An 18,279-nucleotide genomic window follows, 5' to 3' on the forward strand; every position below is an offset into this window, starting at 1 on the left:
GCTAAATTAATTCAAATAAAGATCAAAACCTGTCAGGTAATTCATAACTGCCTTTTTTGTAACTTTGCAGGAATTAACGCTCCGCAAGAATTAAAAGCATGGAATATCCTTCAAAAGCTATAGAAGATGCGGTAAATGAGCTTTCATCCCTTCCGGGTATTGGGAGAAAAACAGCCCTCCGGCTGGCACTTCATATTCTTAAACAATCAGAAGAAGATGCTGTCAGACTGGGCGGATCAATTATTGACCTGAGAAGAAATATCAGATACTGCGAGGTTTGCTTTAATATATCCGATCTGCCAAAATGCAAAATTTGCAGCAACAGCCGCCGGGAGCAGGATATTATCTGTGTAGTAGAAGATACCAAAGATGTCATTGCTCTCGAAAGTACGCATCAGTTCAGCGGACTGTATCACGTACTTGGCGGACTGATCAATCCGCTTCAGGGCGTGGGCCCTTCTCTGCTTAATATAGAGCCATTGATTTCCAGGATCAAGCAGTCTTCGGTCAAAGAAGTAATTTTTGCCTTCAGCGCAAATATCGAAGGAGATACCACGGCATTTTATATATCAAAAAAATTGTCCGCATTTTCTGTAAAAATATCCAGCATTGCCCGGGGGATACCAGTTGGTATGGATCTGGAGTTTACGGATGAAGTTACCCTTGCCCGCTCTATTCTCAACAGAACCCGAATGGTTATACCGGGAAGGGAATAACCTTAAATTTTTGATACACAGGCTGTTGAACTCGTTATTCATAGAATATTTTGGATCTCTCAGTTATCATCGTCAATTATAATGTCAAACACTTTCTCGAACAGTGTCTGATCTCCGTGCGCAAAGCGTTGAAGGGGCTGGAGGGGGAAATAATTGTCGTGGACAACAACTCTGTTGACGGAAGTCAGCAAATGATCAGAGACAAATTTGGCGACACAGTAATTTTGATTGAAAACCGGGACAATCCGGGTTTTTCCAAAGCCAATAATCAGGGTATAAAAATCGCCAATGGCAAATATATTCTTCTGCTTAATCCGGACACGATTGTGGAAGAAACGACGTTTCGCAAGTGTTTTGATTTTGTGGAAAACCATCCTGATTGCGGCGCACTGGGGGTAAAGATGATCGATGGACAAGGGCGGTTTCTCCCTGAGTCCAAACGGTCTTTGCCGACTGCCTGGGTTTCCTTTTACAAAATTTTTGGATTCTCCAGACTTTTCCCCAAAAGCAGGCGATTTGGAAAATATCATCTCACCTATCTCGATAAAAATAAAAACCATGAAATAGAGGTTCTCTCCGGCGCATTCATGTGGCTGAGAAAATCGGTTCTGGATAAAATCGGCCTTCTTGACGAAGTATTTTTTATGTATGGAGAGGATATTGACCTCTCCTACCGGGTAAATCTTGCGGGGTACAAATGCTGGTATTTTGCCGACACTCAAATCATTCACTATAAAGGAGAAAGCACCAAAAAAGGAAGCCTGAACTACGTGAAGGTATTTTATCAGGCCATGATCATTTTTGCACGAAAACACTTCGGCGGCAGTAAACGGCATTTTTTTATCGGCGCTGTTATGCTCGCGGTTTATTTCCGTGCATTGGTCGCTATTTTCCACCGGCTGATCAAAAAATTGGGCATACCCGTGATGGAAGGAATTTTGGTGTATGGGATGATGTTTGGCATTAAAGCCTATTGGGAACATTATGTAAAATATATCGAAGGGGGGCAATATCCTCCGGAATTTATAACGCTTTACCTGCCGGCTTACACGGCAATCTTCATTCTGTTTTACTGGATTGCCGGTGCATATAAAAAACCCTACAAACTTCGACCCCTGATTATTGCCCCATTTTTGGCGTTTGTGGCTATCGCAACAGGCACCTATATGTTTGGCTGGGTGAAAAATTTTTCCCGGGCAATCGTGGGCCTGTCAGCCATTTTTTCCATGGTCATCGCGATAGCAGTAAGAGGTATGATCAACCGGCGCGAGAAAGGCAGCTTTTTCTTTACAGAAGAATCCCGAAAGCGGGTAGTGGTGGCTGGAGAGGGCAAAGGTCTCAGTCGGGTCATTGCACTTATTAAAGGAGAACTGGAGTATCCGGTCAATATTATTGGGGTAGTCGGAAAAGGAAACCTCCCATTAGATCTGTCAGATGTCGAAAAACTCGGCGGTTTAAACCAGCTGCGGGAAATTATCCAGTTTTACGATATCGCAGAGGTCATTTTTTGCAACCAGACAATTCCTACTGAACAGATCCTCGATATCATGATGGAAATTCAGGATACCGGGGTAGATTACAAAATTGTACCTCCCGAGGCGGACTATATTGTCGGACCTCAGGCCATTCACACTTCGCGCTTCAGCCGAAAACTTCATTTTAATCTGCAGCAGCGAGAGATGCGCCTCCACAAACAATTTTTTGACATCCTAAGCAGTATCGTGCTCATCGGAACTTTCCCTTTATTGTTTTGGCTATATAAAAAACCGATGGAGGTATTGCCCAAACTTTTCCAGGTTCTTACCATGAAATACCATATGGTAGGTTATATCCATCCTGAGGCAGAAGGGCTTCCAGATATTAAACCCGGCCTCCTCAACATGCTCGACAGAGTAAATGGTCGGGTACCGATGAGTAAAGTCAATAAAGAGGGATTGGATAAATATTATGCCCGCACATATTCCTGGGATCTGGATCTGGAAATCTTACTGAAAGGCTGGCGAAAAATCAATTGATACTCGCTAAATTGCATTATGAAATCCTCCATTTATCTGTTCTTCGCAACCCTTTGGATTCTCGTTTCTTCTCTGGCTGCTTTTTCACAAAATGAAGATTGCAGACTAAAACCGGAAGATCTGAAACCGTTGATTCAGCGGTTTAATCCTTTTTTTTCCAATCATACATGGAATGCCCAATCCCAGATTGAAATGGCGAGAATGGGAAACGACCGCCTGATCATGATTACGCAGGAAGGTTGTATCCGCCATCACATTACTTTTAATCTGATTATAGACCCAAAGGTTGTAACACTTAACCGCGAATTCTGGCTAAATGAAGTGCGTAGCCTTATGCACAATGTCTTTTGGGAACAACCCGAATATGCCTCTTTTGGGCCTGAATTTGAGGAGGCCTTTGCTGATAAATTTTCTGTTCACGGTCTCAATGATGCCTTTAACTTCCCTATCGGCATGAGAAACTTTATCTGTGAACTACGCTTTGATCCACAGAAAGGTGGAAAAATCACCATAGAAATGGTAGTTTTTCTTTTCAAAGAGAAAATGGAAAATAAACGAATCGCCGCGCCAAATGCACAGGACGATGGGTGGCTGGGTGTAGAAAAAAAACCTTAACTCTTCACCAAACCTCTGATAACCATTTGATCTGATTGCTCTTCATATTGCAGGTACAGCACCAGCTTGATTTCGTCCTGCCGCTTTATGTCTTCATCGACAGATTGGAAGGTAGGATGAAAACGCAACATATCATGGTACATATAAATCTCTGCACCATATCGGTTTTCCAGCATCAGTCTTATATCCCGGAGTGATTGATTGCGAAAAGTGAGTTCATTGGTTTGCCAGGAAAGTGAATTGGAATGGGTGTAATACATGGTATTGATGTTTGCAGTTGGGTTCTTATAGTATATAGACGTAAAACACTGGCTTTTGGCTGGCAAAAAGTATATTTACGGATAGATTTTTTTAACCCTGCATGATGATACGTTTTGTTTTACTATTGACACTTTCTGCCGCCTTCCTTTTACACGGATTTTCCCAGACTTCTCAAAATCTGAATCTGATGGCAAACTGGCAGGATACTAACCTTCCGGAGCACTCCGGATTGATTTACAACGAGGTTTGGGGGTTTGTGCACGGATATCGGGAATATGCAATTTTGGGCTCTGCCGGTCAAACTCATTTTATAGATGTCACAGATCCCTCAAACCCTGCCGAAGTTGCACGTTTTGCAGGTGCAGTCAATTCTATCTGGCGGGATTTTAAGACTTTTGGGCATTATGCCTATGGGGTGGCAGATGAAACAAGTACCTCCAGCCCGTCGGGACTCCAGATTTTTGATTATTCCGGTCTGCCGGGATCTGTTATAAAAGTGTACGATTCCAATGCAATTGTAGAAAGAGCGCATAATATATTCATCGACGAAGATTTTGGGCGTCTCTATGTTGCAGGAAGTAATACACGCCCCAACGGACTTATCGTTCTTGATCTCACCAATGACCCCGCAAATCCGGTGGTTCTCGCGTCAATTAATCTTCCGGGTGGTTATGTGCATGATGTGTATGTCAGAAATAATATCGCTTATTGTTCTCATGGCTTCAACGGTTTGTATATCTATGACATGACAAATCCGACTACACCTGTGCTTATCGGCAACCTGACGAGTTACCCTAACCAGGGATACAATCACTCCAGTTGGCTTACCGATGATGGGAATTTTCTTGTGTTTGCGGATGAAAGTTTTGGCAGACCGCTGCGAATCCTCGACATCACAGACCTTACAGACCTCACCATTGTTTCTACTTTCAAATCAAATCTTGTCGGCCCTACGGCAACCAACAGCATCCCGCATAATCCACTGGTCAGAGGCGGATATGCATTTGTATCCTATTACCAGGACGGCATCCAGATTTTTGATATCCGTGATGTGGTAGCTCCCGAAAAAGTCGCATGGTATGATACAGATACTACCAATGTCGCTTATACCGGTTATGATGGTGCCTGGGGCGTTTATCCTTTTTTACCCTCACATAATATCCTGGGATCAGATCAGCAGTTTGGCCTGTTTATCCTTGAATTTGACGACCTGAAACCTGCTCCTGTCAATATCAGCCAGGACTTTACCCTTGATGAAACTGGCTACGCAGAGATGACACAAAATACAGGAATCAACAATCGGGGCAAAAATTTTCCAAAACCTGTCGATACCTATACCATAACCAACGAGCCCGCGGTAAAACTTTTCCCCAACCCAATATCTGCAAACCAAACCCTACAGGTGAATGTCGAATCTTCGGATACTTATGAATCAGCGATTTATGACCTCCATGGAAAAGTATTAAAACAAGGCCCTTTCGTTCGGGGAAATCGCTCAGAAACCCTGGAGGTAAACGGAATTACGCCAGGAGTATATATACTCGTGCTTTCATCAGAAAACTCGTCTGTCAGAAAAAAACTGATCATCCGGTAGCTAATTATTTACCTGAAGCCAATGCTGTTAAAAACCTGATTAACAGCGCCCTTACTTCTGCATACTTCGACAATTCTATTGTCGAGGGGGTGTCGTTGACGTCGTGATAATGGGGCGGTCCGCCCAGCGTATAGATAAAAAAACCGGGGATTCCTTTTTCCAGAAAAAAGTAATGGTCGCTGTTGGGCGCATTTTTCCGGGAACGAACCACCGGCACATACTTCATCGTATCGTTGATCGATACCAGCTTTCCAAATGAATCCGGAAAATCGATCCCGCCTACTGCCATAATACCGTCGACTCCATTGCCCATCAGGTCAAGGTTCAGGACAAATTTTGTCTTCGCCAGTGGCACAACGGGCGCCTGATTTACATAATAACCCGAACCAACCAGGCCGGTCTCTTCGCCGCCAAAAGCTATGAAAAGCATGGAATAATCGGGCTGGTGTGAGGGTTGCGCAAAGTATGTTGCCATTGACAAAATCATGGATACCCCCGAGGCATTGTCGTTGGCACCGGTAAAAACCGCATCCTCAAGTTTGCCCAGGTGATCGTAATGGGCACATACAATGAACACCGAATCGGGATATATTTTTCCCTCCACCATTCCCATCACATTTTGTGAGGTGATTTGTGCCATTTCTGCGGAGACCGACAGTTTCGCCGATCGCAACTTTTCAGGTACAGCTGATTCCTTTAACTCCAGCACCGGCACGGGATACTGCTCCCGGCTAAATCCGGCTGTGAGTTTTTTTTGTATGACAATAATTCCCTGCGGATGATAACTCAGCAGCATCCCGATCCTGTCAGTCGCATGTGCGAGATCTTTGTATTGTTTTTGCTTCTCCGGATCATTGGCAATCTCTTCGGGCCATCCATCCCGAAAAACTGCAATTTTCCCGATCAGTGAATGCGAAGGCGTCGTGAGGGCATAACCAAGATCTGCCATTCGCCCTGAAAAATGACCATTCCCCGAAAACCGGCTCACGATAAAGTCCTTTCCCGGCCTTATCGTATCCTTTCCAAAGATCAGACTTGCACCCGTTATCAGATTGATATTCAGAGGGAAATGCTGCTGGTAGCTCATGGATTTCCCAACCGGAACCACTGCTTTAAGTCCCGATTCGCGAAACTTTGATTCCAGATAGCCGGCGGCTTTTTTGTGTCCATCATCTATATATCCTCTTCCGGCAAACGTTGTCGAACACAGCGTATCAATCTCTATTCGTGCCAGCCTGATAACCTCCTCATCTGAAATGTCCGGTTGTGAAAACATATAAAGAGGGAAGAAAATGATCAGAAAAACAGGCAAAAAGATATTTTTCATAAGAAGGTGAATCATTAGTAGATGGATAGGAATCAACAATATCGGAAATTTCCTACTTTTGACGGAATACCTGATTTTACCTTTACGATGAAAATTCTCGTTATTGACGAATTCCCCCTCCACTTTCTGGAAGAACTGAGGAAATTTCCTGCGGAGGTGATTTATATTCCTTCAACTACAAGAGAAGAAGTGCTGACCCTCATTCCGGAGTGTGAGATCCTGATTATCAACAGCAAAATCAGGGTAGATAAAGAAGTCGCTGATTTTGCGCCCAAATTGCGAATGGTTATCCGCGCAGGAGTAGGAATGGATCATATTGATGAGCCCTATCTCCAAAGTCGCGGGGTAGAAGTGCTGAATACCAAAGGCGGGAATGCCGATTCGGTAGGGGAGCAGGCCGTAGGTATGTTGCTTGTGCTTCAGCACAAGATTTTAAATGCTGACCGTCAGGTGAGAAATTTTCAATGGAAAAGGGAAGAAAACCGGGGTACTGAGATCGGCGGAAAAACTATTGGAATCATTGGCTTTGGCAATACAGGTAAAGCATTTTCCAGAAAAATATCGGGCTTCGAACCCCGGCTTCTCGCTTACGACAAATACCTGAAAGACTACGGGGATGACCGGGTAAAAGCAGTGGGAATGGAAGAAATTTTCGCACAAAGCGACGTCGTCACTCTCCATATCCCACTGACCGAAGAAACCCGGGGTTGGGTAAACAAAGATTTTTTTGACCGTTTTGCCAGGCCTGTCGTTTTGCTGAATCTTTCCCGCGGACCGATTGTCAATCTACCCGATCTGTTACAGGCACTGGATTCAGGTAAAGTATTAGCTGCAGGTATAGATGTGCTTGAAAATGAGAAATTTGACTCACTGACAGAGGCGCAGAAATTGAACTATGGGAATTTATTTTCCCGCAGCAATGTTGTCCTTACACCGCATATAGGCGGCTGGTCTTTTGAGTCCAGAGAAAATATCAACCAGATGATCCTGGGATTTGTTAATCGCTTAATATCTTCATGAGAATAGGATTCGACGCCAAACGATTATTTCACAACTTCACAGGTCTCGGCAATTACAGCCGCACCCTGGTCCATAATCTTGCAACCCTGTTCCCGGACGAATCATTACATCTCTTTACGCCTTCGATCTCTGATAATCCCCGTATTAATCCTTTTCTCGATCATTCCCCCTTTCATATTCATCTTCCGGCCAAAGGGCGATTTCTCTGGAGATCATGGCGGATAAATGAGGATATTCAAAAAAACCACATTGATGTATATCATGGCCTGAGCCATGAAATTCCTTTTGGTTTGAAGTCTTCCTCCGGTTTAAAAACCATTGTAACGATTCACGATCTGATATTTAAGGTTTACCCAAATCAATACCGCCTGCCAGACAGAATCATCTACGATACCAAGTTTTCATATAGTTGCAGAAACGCTGACCATATTATCGCGATCAGTACCCAAACGAAAGAAGATATTATTCGCTATTATGGCATAGCGGAAGAAAAAATATCTGTCATTTATCAGGCCTGCGATTCGCAGTTTTATCTTCAGGCAGATAGTTCGCAGCGGGAGGCCATTCGCCAAAAATATCAGCTTCCATCAGAATATATACTGTATGTAGGTTCTGTTACAGAGCGGAAAAATCTGCTTTCTCTCGTAAAGGCCATCCATCTGATGAACGATAGCCAAAGAATCCCGCTGGTCGTGGTGGGAGACGGAAGCAGTTACAAGCGCATGGTGTTGCAGTATATCGCAGCAAATAACCTGGAAAAGTGGGTGATCTTTGTAAATAATTTATCTTATCCTGACCTACCGGCTATCTACCAGGCAGCTGTCGTATTTGTGTATCCTTCTCTTTATGAAGGATTTGGGATTCCGGTGATTGAAGCCCTGATAAGCCAAACACCCGTAATCACTTCAGACATCTCCTCCCTCCCGGAAGCATCAGGGCCTCATAGTATTTGTACTGATCCACTAAATACAGAATTGCTTAAATTACACATACAAAAAGTAGCAGAAGACCAAAACCTGGGCAACCAAATGAGAGAGAAAGGAGTCCTGTATGCAGAAAGGTTTCACTTTTCTTCCGTTACACGACAAGTGATGCAACTCTATCGCCAAATTGCCGGAATGGACTGAAAGATATGCGGAAACCGTATAAAATATTTATGTTTTTACTCCTGTGGATCTCCGGCAGTGTGAATGTTTGGGCACAGGAAGACGGCGTGTTTCTTTTTGATGGGAGAGAGGCATATGGGTTAATTGTGGAAGAAGTTCCTTTTTCCCATATAAGAATACAAACCGCCAATTTCCAGATAAGAACTTATACTTTTGAAGATATATCAGAAGTCTTTCGTCCAAAAGGAATCAAAGGATACTGGGATGTCGTTTATTTAAAAAACGGCGGAGTCATACGCGGTTTTATTATTGAATACGAGTGGGGGAAGTTTCTGAAAATCGAGGATGAACGGGGAAATGACTTTGCCTGGCGAATGGAAGATATCAGAAAAATCAATAAAGAGCCTACACCAAATGACGCGACATTTAAAAGAAGTGCCGAAGGGGAGAAGCAAACCCGGCAGGAATTGAAAAGTTCAAACCAGCAGAGCATTCTTTACGGATCGACAGTAGTTTTTTTGGAAGTAGGCGGTACGGTAGCTTCACCTGGCGTTTCGACAGTATATCCGGGCGCGTTGATAAATATACTAATGGCATACAGACTGGAAAACAGATTTTCGATTGGCGTCGGATTGGGGGCAGATATACTGTACAACGTCAATGAACAAAGAAATACCGGGAGGTATGCATTTGGCGATATGAGGATTTATTTCCCAAGAGAAAAAACAATCCCATACCTTTCGATAGCTTCGGGATATGACTGGTTTCGCTCCGGCATCATGTTTAATCCGGGAGTTGGTATCAGGTTTCACTTTTGGAGAAACCAACAATTAAACCTAAACCTGGGTTTAAAAATGCAGTATGAAAGTCAGGGAACCCGAAACAATCCTGATTTACTGGGAGTTACTGAGATTATTCAGTTCAAAGTTGTAATTGATTAAATACGAATAATTTTTTTTATCAGACAAATTTTAGGTTTTCGTAAGAATAGATTATATTGAATTAGTTAAGGATGTTTTCATGATCAGAGTCTGTCTTGTTCTTTTTAGTACCTGGATGTTTTCAGGACTTTTTCACCCTTGCCATTCACAATCCATTGACAGAATAAATAAAAAGCACGATGCGCTGAACCGATATGTAGATTTTAGCAACGAAAGTATTCATATACTCTGGGAAATTCATCACCGGTTGGAAACCTTCAATTCGGACGCGAATGCGTTTGTGATTTCTGGTGGGAAGACCCCTCTGACTTTTGAAATTTCGGATATCATCCGCAATTATCGTTATTACGGTGTGCTGAAAGGGGTTTGTGCCAAAGCTTATGGCGTTACCGACCCGGAAGTAAATATTAAAAGTCTGTACGAAGTCACTTCTCAGGGCAATGCGGCTATCCCCGAACAAAATCTTATAAGCCTGAATCGCAAACGCGATGAACTGATGTATCTCGTAATAGAGCTTATCAGTATCTGCGATACGCTCGAATCATATTCCAATCAGCGAAGTTTTTACAAAGATCCTTCGCTTTCGGGTGTTTATAAAATGCTCAATCGCTGTTCGCTGATCTATTATGATTTTCAGGGAATGAAAGACCAGCTTTCCTTCGAAATTTCAGAAGCCTCTTCACCTCTGCCAGCCGAATTGGTAGATTTAAATCAGATTGTACAAAATGCCCGGCAGATTATGGTTTCTGCAAAAACAGAGGACAGACTAACCCTCCAAAAATATATAACCCTGCTGGAAGGATCGATCGCAAAAGCAGAGTCTTCAAGAGAATCCAACAAAGAAGGGCTTCGCAAGCTCGATCTTTATTATGACAAAGAGAATATGGGATATACCCATATGATAGAATATGCACACCAGATCATTCGCCGGGCACGTGAGTATTTTGATACCGGGTCAAATGCAGTTGCTTATACTGCATATCCACATGCTTACTATCATTACAATGAGCGGCTTCTATCGCTTTACAATCATCACAAATACGGTATCGTCGCTTATTACAACCGTTTCCTCGGATTTGCCAATAGATCACTGGTCAAACAAATCGAGGAGACGCCGCTTTTTCACGTACTTTTACCGCAAAGTCCGCCACTTGCCGATGTTACAGAGAAAGAAGGGGTTTCATATTCCGAATTTGGAGAAGAACCTACCCTGGAAGGGTCAGCTTCCAATAACCTGATTTTTTTGCTCGATGTTTCTGCCTCCATGTCCAAACCGGAAAAACTTCCTTTATTAAAGTCTTCCATGGAGTTTATTTTGGATTTGATGCGCCCTGAAGATCAAATTGCCATTGTTACATATTCCGGTGATTCACGAATTGTCCTTAACGCTACTTCAGCCAGCAACAAAACCACCATTTTGCAGGCGATCCACGATCTGCGATCGGGCGGAGGTACCAATATCAAAAAAGGAATGCGCCAGGCATATAAAGTCGCTGAAAATCACTTCATCCCTGGTGGAAATAACCGTATTATTCTCGCTTCAGATGGCGCATTTGAGTTATCTGCCGCTACGTCCCGCCTTGTTGAGGAAATGTCGTTGGAAGATATTCAGCTTACCGTTTTTCTCTTTGGTAAAAATGAAGCACCACGTACAGAAGAGCAATTGGCTTTTCTGGCAAATCTTGGCGGAGGAAATTATTTTCACGTTACTTCTCAAAATGCGAACGAGGTAATATTGAAGGAAGCCAAAGCCGTGAGAAAATAAAAATAGCCCGGCAGAGATTCCATCTGCCGGGCTAATATGTCTGTAAAAACCTGTTTATTCTACAACCAGTTTCTGTACAAAAACCCCTTTTTCAGAAACAATCCTGACAATATAAATACCTGATGCCAGGTTCGAAACATCTATCTTCGCTGAAGAGGTTTTTACCACTTCACGGGTAATGATCTGGCCGTTCATGTTCAGCAGGCTAAAATTAAACTGTTTACCAAAGTCTCCTTCCAGTTGAACTTCAATTATCTCATCTGCCGGATTGGGGAAAATACTCACATTTACTCCAGGGATCTCATTATTTACAGCGGTAGTCTGTGTGATGATAATATTAAATATTGGCGTTCCCAGAAACCCATTTTGGGGATTTTTTACAGTAAATGAGAAGTTATCTGCCGTCGCGTTGTCGCCGTTGTGCTGATATTTTACCTTACCGGTATTTATATCCTCCTGGGTAAACGAAAATCCAACGGAAAGCGCCTGGTTGTTCTTCAGGATTGTTCCATGTGTGGGGAGCGTTACCAGTGTATAGGTGATATTGGCAGGTGTATTTACGCCATCAGATGCCGCAAGAAACACATTTGAAATCACTTCATTTTTCCACTTTAATACTGTCAGGGGAAGATTTGTACCAAAGGCTGGATTTGCAGGCGGTGTGCCGGGACCGGCTGTCTGAAAGGCCCTGATTTCGGAAGGTTGCCCAACACCGCACACATTGGTAGCGGTAACCCGCCAGTAATAAATAGTTAATGCAGATAGCGGAAGTACGGGAGTAAAGTTATTCGTTTTTCTGATATCATAAGAAATAAGTGTACTGGTAATAAAAGACGGACTGAGAGCAACTTCAATATTATAATCATTATCACCCTGAAACGGAGCCCAGAAAAAACTTGGTGAAGTGGTTACGGCCAATGCGCCATTTTGGGGTGAACCGAGAATCACGGAAGCTGGTACCTGAGACTTAACCTCCAGTACCAGGGTTCGTGTTTCAGTCTCTCCGGAAGTTGCTGTTCCGACAAGATCAAAACTGTACACCCCCGATGCGATATTATTGGTATTCGATATCGTGAGTATTGAGGTGTCATTGGCGTTGACGGTTGGCTTGGAAAAAACAGCTACGGCACCCGCTGGGAGGTTAGCGGCACTCAGAGATATCTGACTGCTAAACCCCAGCAGAGATGCGGTCACAACCTGAAACCCTGCATTATCGGGTGCACAAACACTGATCGTATCTGCTGGCAAATAGTAGCTAAACCCTGCATTTGCAGGCATACGCACTTCAAAATCCTGATTAGAAATATCGAAAAATATATTGTCCGCGGCCTCCACTTTTATCCGGGTTTTAAAACCGGGGTTTTCTGGTACTCTGACTGTTGCAAACCCTGTATTGAGGAGATCTTCTGCAAGCGTAATCGGATAGGTAAACCCTCCGTCTGTGGACATCAGAATATTGACCTTTACACAATTGACAGGTGCGAGATTGGTACCGGCAACATCCCATGTCACATCTTCCCATGTACCGGCAATCCATACTGGCGCACTTGTATTGGGCTGGGTAACCAGAAATGGTCCGGCAGTATTTGTAGATTTAAATGCCACCTGTCCATATTCTACTCCGCCTCCTCCTGCGTGATTGTCGCGCACGGTCATCCGAAAAGTCATATCACGGGAATATGTTGGAAGTTTTTCGCCATAAGCAGAGGCATTTGCCACAATCACATTGATAGCCGGAAATATTCTTGTGGGAGAAGCTGAAGGTAAAAATGATCTGAATAATGGCGCATTCCCTGAAGGCGTGTTGGGATCACCGGCAGGTCCCAGGTCAAATTCTTCCCAGCTGTAAGTCATTACGTCCCCATCCGGATCAGTTGCTGATCCGGTCAACTGAAAAGGTGTGGCTATCGGGATAAAAAATCCACCGGCAGGAACAGAGACTACAGGAGCCTGATTGTTTACAGAAATAGTCTGCGGGCAATTGCTTCCAGGCCCGACTCTGCTGTAATTCACGATTTCCGAATAAGCACTATTGTGGAAAACGAGGTCGCGGTTATTCTGAATATTGTGTGGGGCGCATGCACTGGGATATCCCATAATGGTCGATCCGCTGCCAGGTTCATACGCTGTAGATGCACTGCGCTGCTGGATACAGGATGCGGCATTAGTATTAAAGGTATGATTTGCGCCAAATTGATGGCCCATCTCATGGGCAATAATTCCGGCAAATGCTCCTCCGGCAGGGGTGGGAAGCGAAGACGCGCCACGTGCTTTCCCATTTCCACAAACAGAACCCAACTGGGCAATTCCCGCAACAAAAACGCCTGACTGTGGATTGGCAAGTGAAAGTACATGGCCGATATCGTAGTTGCTATTACCTATTGCAGCATCTACTGCGTTTTGATTCTGATTGAGCATGGTAGGCAGAGCGCCATTGGTATAAGGGTCTGCACCTGTGTATATCAGCAAATTATTGTTGGGAATAAGTACAAGTCTGATAGAAACTTCATTCTCATAGATTGCATTCACCTGATTCAGTACGGTCGTCATCGCAGCCATCGCACCGGCCACTGTACCTCCATGATATGCAGTGTAACCACTATCCGCAGCCAAAGCCAGGCGATAGGTCAATAGTTCTCCTTCTATTCCTTCTGTGAGATTGTCTGGTAGCGCAAGATGGAAATCTTCATCTTCAACACCACAAATGCCATCTTTACTGCCATCGTCGATATCTCTCTTCCAATAGCTGATATAGTCTGTTGTGGTAAGGCTATTATATGGGTCTATGAACGCACTTCCATTTTTACCCAGCACGATCGCATGAACTCCTTTTTGTGTTTTGTCCAGGCGAATGTAAGCTGAAGGATCATCGACCCCTTTGCCGGCATATGTTTTGATTTCGGGAAATTTCGCGGCAAGCTCCGGCGCCATGATTGGCGATTCCACAATCCGAAAACGCTCAAATGTGCCATCTGGCATCGGGATTTTTACCTCAACAGGACTCGCTGCGGCAGTTGTAAATTCCATAGGCGCAAGACTTAGCTTTTGCTGCCATTCAGATGTATTCAGCCTAAAGGTTTTGTAACGGTCTGGAATGACCTTTCGCTCGCCTTGATCCAAAATATCGGTCTCAGAAATTTTTAGCCACGGGTTTTTATCTGGCTGTGCAGTCAGATTACTCTGAGTCAGAAGAAAACCTGTCAGGGTAATCCAAAATAATCTTATGAAGAAGGTCATTTTATAACTTTTAAATGGGTTATTTTTGAATGATAACTTTTTGAATAAAACTTTGTTCTGATGCAATTACGCGAAGCAGATAGATTCCATTTGGCACCTGGCCGACCGGGAAGTCAAATTCTGCTTTTCCTGCCACGACTTGTGTACTTTGCCTGCTGATCACGATTCCCTGAATGTTCAGAAGTTCTGCCTGCACAATTCCATGCAAACTGCCTGAAATATCTGCCTTAAACTGAACACCTGCCGGATTGGGATAAACAGAAACCGCGAGGTCGTTTACCGGATTGGATATCGCCGTAGTGGTAGTGATTGCCACAGAAAAAGTAGGCGTTCCCAACCAACCGCCATCCGCATTGGTAATGGTAAATGTAAAGTTATCACTTACTGTAGTGGTTCCATTGTGTTGATAGCGCACTTTTCCATTATTGATATCTTCCTGAGTAAATGTTCCCCCCAAAGGCAATGAAACACTATCCAGTTGTACAAAACCATTAACGGGAAGCGTCACCAGTGTAAACGTTAAATCCCCGGGACTGCTGACAGAATCCGTAGCTTCAAGAAATTGTGACGTAATGGTCTCATGTTTCCACTGTAGAAGTGAAAGCAGATTATTTTTTACCAAAACCGGCTTTTTCACAATACCATTGGACTCACAAATTTCGAGCGTCCAGGAATTGAGCATTCCACCATCAAAATTTTCATTATCGGTTACTTTCAGTATCCATATTCCCGCCGAATTCATTCCGTCAAAAACAGCCAGGCTATCTTTGGGCCTGAAGGTTCCACCTCCTACAGGAGGGCACGGGAAAGTGGCAGAAAGTGCTTCATCATCCAGGTTTAAGTCAAAGTCCTCATCATTCTCTCCGCAAATCCGGGAAAAAAGCGTAGCCGTTTTATTGCTGGGTCCCTGCAACACGACATCGAGGTCGTTGATCCACGAATGAGTGAAATTCAGATTTTTTACATTCACATCTGCTATAGTAATATTTGCAGGAACAACAACGATCGACTGGACCGTCAGCGGCGCGCCAAATGCAGGAATAGTCAGCGGAAGATTTCCTGCTGTAAAGGTCTGACAAGGGAATGCTTTTGTCTGGAAAGCGGCAACCGGAGAATATGCACCTTTTCCACAAATATTCACTGCCCTTACCCGCCAATAGTGCACAGTAAAAGAAGCCAACGAGGTGGAAGGGGTAAACTGATTGGTTGTAATCCCTGACAGATTCAACACCAATGAAGCCGGAGCAAAATCAGGTTGCGTAGCTACCTGCAGTTCATAGGTAACCGTTCCCGAAACAGGTGCCCATAAAAATGCCGGGGTCAGTTCCTGATTCGCAATACCATTGGGCGGCAGCGCTGTACTCACAGCAATGGGCGGTTGATTCTGAATATTCAAAACATAAGAAACCGAATCGGTTTCTCCGCCCGTTCCTACGCCTTTTATGATCAAATTTGCAGTTTGCGAAGCTACAGCTCCCGTAACAGTAATCGCAATCGATACTGTATCTGCAGGCTGCACAGGGTTGGGGGAAAACACGGCAGAGACCCCTGCGGGGAGATTCGGAATAGAAAGGGTTACATCACTGTTAAAATTGAGTAACGACGTAACAACCATATCAATCGAAAAAGAAAATGGTGCACATACATTAGCAGAATTTTGAGGAAGATAAAAATCAAACCCCGGGGTAGTCGGAACCTGAATGGAAAAATTCTGATTGGAGATATCAAAGAATACATTGTCAGCGGCCTTTACTTTGACCCTGTTGGTAACACCCGGAAGATTGGGAACAATTACAGATGCCGAACCGGTATTAGGTACGTCTGCCGCAAGAAGGGTAGGGTAGGTAAATCCTCCATCAGAAGACAAATAAATATCCACCTTCACACAGTTTACCGGAGCTTTGTCCGTATTCGCTACATTCCATTTTACCTCTCTGATCGTACCGGCAATCCATACCATCTGGGTATTAGGTTCTGTCACCACAAAAGGCCCCGCCTGTGCAGTTGACTGAAAAGAAATTTCATCATTATTCACACCGCCACCACCGGCTTTATTATCCCTTACCGTAGAGCGAAATTTAAGAGAACGACTTGTTGTAGGCAGGACTTCGCCCAGACTGGGCTGATTATTGATGATTGTTGATAATCTGGGGAAAACCCGGGTCGGAGATGTGGATGGATTAAATGACCGGAAAAGCGGAGCCGTGCCCACCGGGTTATTGGGCGAGCCCCCGGGACCAAGATCAAACTGTTCCCAACAATAAGTAATCGGATCGTTGTCAGGATCAGAACCCACTGCGGTAAGTTCGAAAGGAGTCTGAATGGGAATATAAAACCCTCCGTTACCCGCATCTACTATTGGGGGCTGGTTGCCAGTAGCTACAATGACGGCACAGCTATTACCCTGTCCGCTGGTAATATAATTAATGATTTCATCATAGCTCGCCCCATGAAAGTAATCATCGCTATTATTCTGTATATCATCATTTCCACAAATGCCTGCATAAGCCATAATGGTACTTCCGCTCCCTGGTTCGTAAGCCGTAGGCCCATTCCGGTTACCACCTCCGCAACTACCTGTATTTCCATTGAATGTATGGTTGCCGCCAAACTGATGGCCCATTTCATGAGCCACAAAATCAACATCAAAGGGATCGCCTATCGGTGAGGGACTACCTGTCACCCCTTGAGCTTTTTGCCCATTGGAGCAGACACTACCTAAGCTGGCAATGCCGCCGCCGCCCGTGCTGAAAACATGACCGATATCATAGTTGGCCGAACCAATAACCGTGTTGACTGCGGTCTGATTCTGACTGAGCATTGCCCCGCCATTGTTGTTGAAATAGGGATCGGTGGAAGCGTTGGTGTAAATCAGTAAATCGTTATTTGCTACAAGCTCCAGTCTCACCGCAATTTCCCTTTCATATATCCCAACTATGCGGTTTACCGAAGTGACAACCGCAGCCATTGCACCAGCTACCGTTCCGCCATGAAAAGAAGTATATTCACCGGTAGTAGCGACAGCAAGCCTGTATTTCCTCAAAAAGTCTCCCGAACTTTCTATTCCCAACACAGCAGGTGTTTCGCCTTTTCCGGTATCAGGCAGATTGCATATAGCACCAAGATCGCGCTTCGATGAAACAAAGTCGCGCTTGTAGTAGGTAATATATTCCTTCGTGGTATTGGGAGAATAGGGATCTACGAATACATTGCCATTGGGAGACAACACCATAATATGTGTCCCTTTGGGAGTAATATCCAGCCTAACTGTAGCCGTGGGGTCATCCACGCCAAAACCCACATACGTGCGAATTTCCGGAAATTTTGCGGCAAGCTGAGGAGCCATCACCGGCGATTCTGCAATCATAAATCGCTGAAAAGTGCCATCTGGCATCGGCAAAGCCCATTCCATCTTCAAGCCCGTCTCCTCTTTGGGTGCAGTCATCAAGGCTGCAGAATAATCATCGACGTTGAGTTGTACAGTTTTATATTTTTGTGGGATAATGAACCTTCCCGACCGGTTTGATATTTCATTTTCATCGTGAAAATGCCATAGGCGGGAAGAATTTTGGGAATAGGCAGAAAAACCTAAAATACTCAGGAAAAAAGTAAAGATAAACTTGTTCATATATTGTTAGTCGTGGGTGGATAATCCGTGGAATAAGAAAGCAAAAATACCGCT

General features: G+C 44.1%; 12 protein-coding genes. 8 read left to right on the forward strand and 4 right to left on the reverse strand.

The window, feature by feature from the left end; genetic code table 11:
* Positions 1 to 98 precede the first annotated feature (98 nt).
* The 3 genes from recR to R3D00_00710 are packed head-to-tail and all read left to right on the forward strand — an operon-like array spanning position 99 to position 3,346.
* Positions 99 to 716 (forward strand): recombination mediator RecR, encoded by a 618-nt coding sequence (gene recR / locus R3D00_00700; GenBank protein ID MEZ4771665.1) that lies wholly within the window; start codon positions 99 to 101, stop codon positions 714 to 716.
* Between the two features lie 50 nt (positions 717 to 766).
* The gene (locus tag R3D00_00705) at positions 767 to 2,731 is read left to right on the forward strand and encodes a glycosyltransferase family 2 protein (GenBank protein ID MEZ4771666.1); all 1,965 of its coding nucleotides are present in this window, start codon (positions 767 to 769) and stop codon (positions 2,729 to 2,731) included.
* Between the two features lie 18 nt (positions 2,732 to 2,749).
* Positions 2,750 to 3,346, forward strand: coding sequence for a hypothetical protein (locus tag R3D00_00710; protein ID MEZ4771667.1), 597 nt, complete (start codon positions 2,750 to 2,752; stop codon positions 3,344 to 3,346).
* On the opposite strand, the gene R3D00_00715 is transcribed toward R3D00_00710, so the two are convergent.
* The gene (locus tag R3D00_00715; GenBank protein MEZ4771668.1) at positions 3,343 to 3,606 is read right to left on the reverse strand and encodes a hypothetical protein; all 264 of its coding nucleotides are present in this window, start codon (positions 3,604 to 3,606) and stop codon (positions 3,343 to 3,345) included. The two genes, R3D00_00710 and R3D00_00715, sit on opposite strands and share 4 nt — an antisense overlap.
* Positions 3,607 to 3,707: 101 nt before the next feature.
* Between R3D00_00715 and R3D00_00720 the strand changes: the two genes are divergently transcribed.
* On the forward strand, positions 3,708 to 5,201 hold the full coding sequence (locus R3D00_00720) for a choice-of-anchor B family protein (GenBank protein ID MEZ4771669.1): 1,494 nt from the start codon (positions 3,708 to 3,710) through the stop codon (positions 5,199 to 5,201).
* 4 nt (positions 5,202 to 5,205) lie between these two features.
* On the opposite strand, the gene R3D00_00725 is transcribed toward R3D00_00720, so the two are convergent.
* Positions 5,206 to 6,528 (reverse strand): M28 family peptidase, encoded by a 1,323-nt coding sequence (locus R3D00_00725; GenBank protein ID MEZ4771670.1) that lies wholly within the window; start codon positions 6,526 to 6,528, stop codon positions 5,206 to 5,208.
* Between the two features lie 21 nt (positions 6,529 to 6,549).
* Between R3D00_00725 and R3D00_00730 the strand changes: the two genes are divergently transcribed.
* The 4 genes from R3D00_00730 to R3D00_00745 all read left to right on the forward strand — a co-directional run bounded on the left by R3D00_00730 (position 6,550) and on the right by R3D00_00745 (position 11,360).
* The gene (locus R3D00_00730; protein ID MEZ4771671.1) at positions 6,550 to 7,548 is read left to right on the forward strand and encodes an NAD(P)-dependent oxidoreductase; all 999 of its coding nucleotides are present in this window, start codon (positions 6,550 to 6,552) and stop codon (positions 7,546 to 7,548) included.
* Positions 7,545 to 8,675, forward strand: coding sequence for a glycosyltransferase family 1 protein (locus R3D00_00735; GenBank protein MEZ4771672.1), 1,131 nt, complete (start codon positions 7,545 to 7,547; stop codon positions 8,673 to 8,675). Before R3D00_00730 ends, R3D00_00735 begins: the two co-directional genes overlap by 4 nt.
* 29 nt (positions 8,676 to 8,704) lie before the next feature.
* On the forward strand, positions 8,705 to 9,595 hold the full coding sequence (locus R3D00_00740; protein ID MEZ4771673.1) for a hypothetical protein: 891 nt from the start codon (positions 8,705 to 8,707) through the stop codon (positions 9,593 to 9,595).
* A 79-nt stretch (positions 9,596 to 9,674) separates the two neighbouring features.
* The gene (locus R3D00_00745; GenBank protein MEZ4771674.1) at positions 9,675 to 11,360 is read left to right on the forward strand and encodes a VWA domain-containing protein; all 1,686 of its coding nucleotides are present in this window, start codon (positions 9,675 to 9,677) and stop codon (positions 11,358 to 11,360) included.
* Positions 11,361 to 11,414: 54 nt separating this feature from the next.
* Here the strand turns inward: R3D00_00745 and R3D00_00750 are convergent, their stop codons facing one another.
* Both R3D00_00750 and R3D00_00755 read right to left on the reverse strand, forming a co-directional pair.
* A complete protein-coding gene (locus R3D00_00750) occupies positions 11,415 to 14,597 on the reverse strand; it encodes a M12 family metallo-peptidase (protein MEZ4771675.1) in 3,183 nt (1,060 codons plus the stop codon).
* 19 nt (positions 14,598 to 14,616) lie between these two features.
* Positions 14,617 to 18,225, reverse strand: a complete 3,609-nt coding sequence (locus tag R3D00_00755) for a M12 family metallo-peptidase (protein ID MEZ4771676.1) — start codon at positions 18,223 to 18,225, stop codon at positions 14,617 to 14,619.
* Between the last annotated feature and the right edge of the window lie 54 nt (positions 18,226 to 18,279).

This window comes from Bacteroidia bacterium (assembly GCA_041391665.1).
Taxonomy (GTDB): Bacteria; Bacteroidota; Bacteroidia; order J057; family J057; genus JAGQVA01.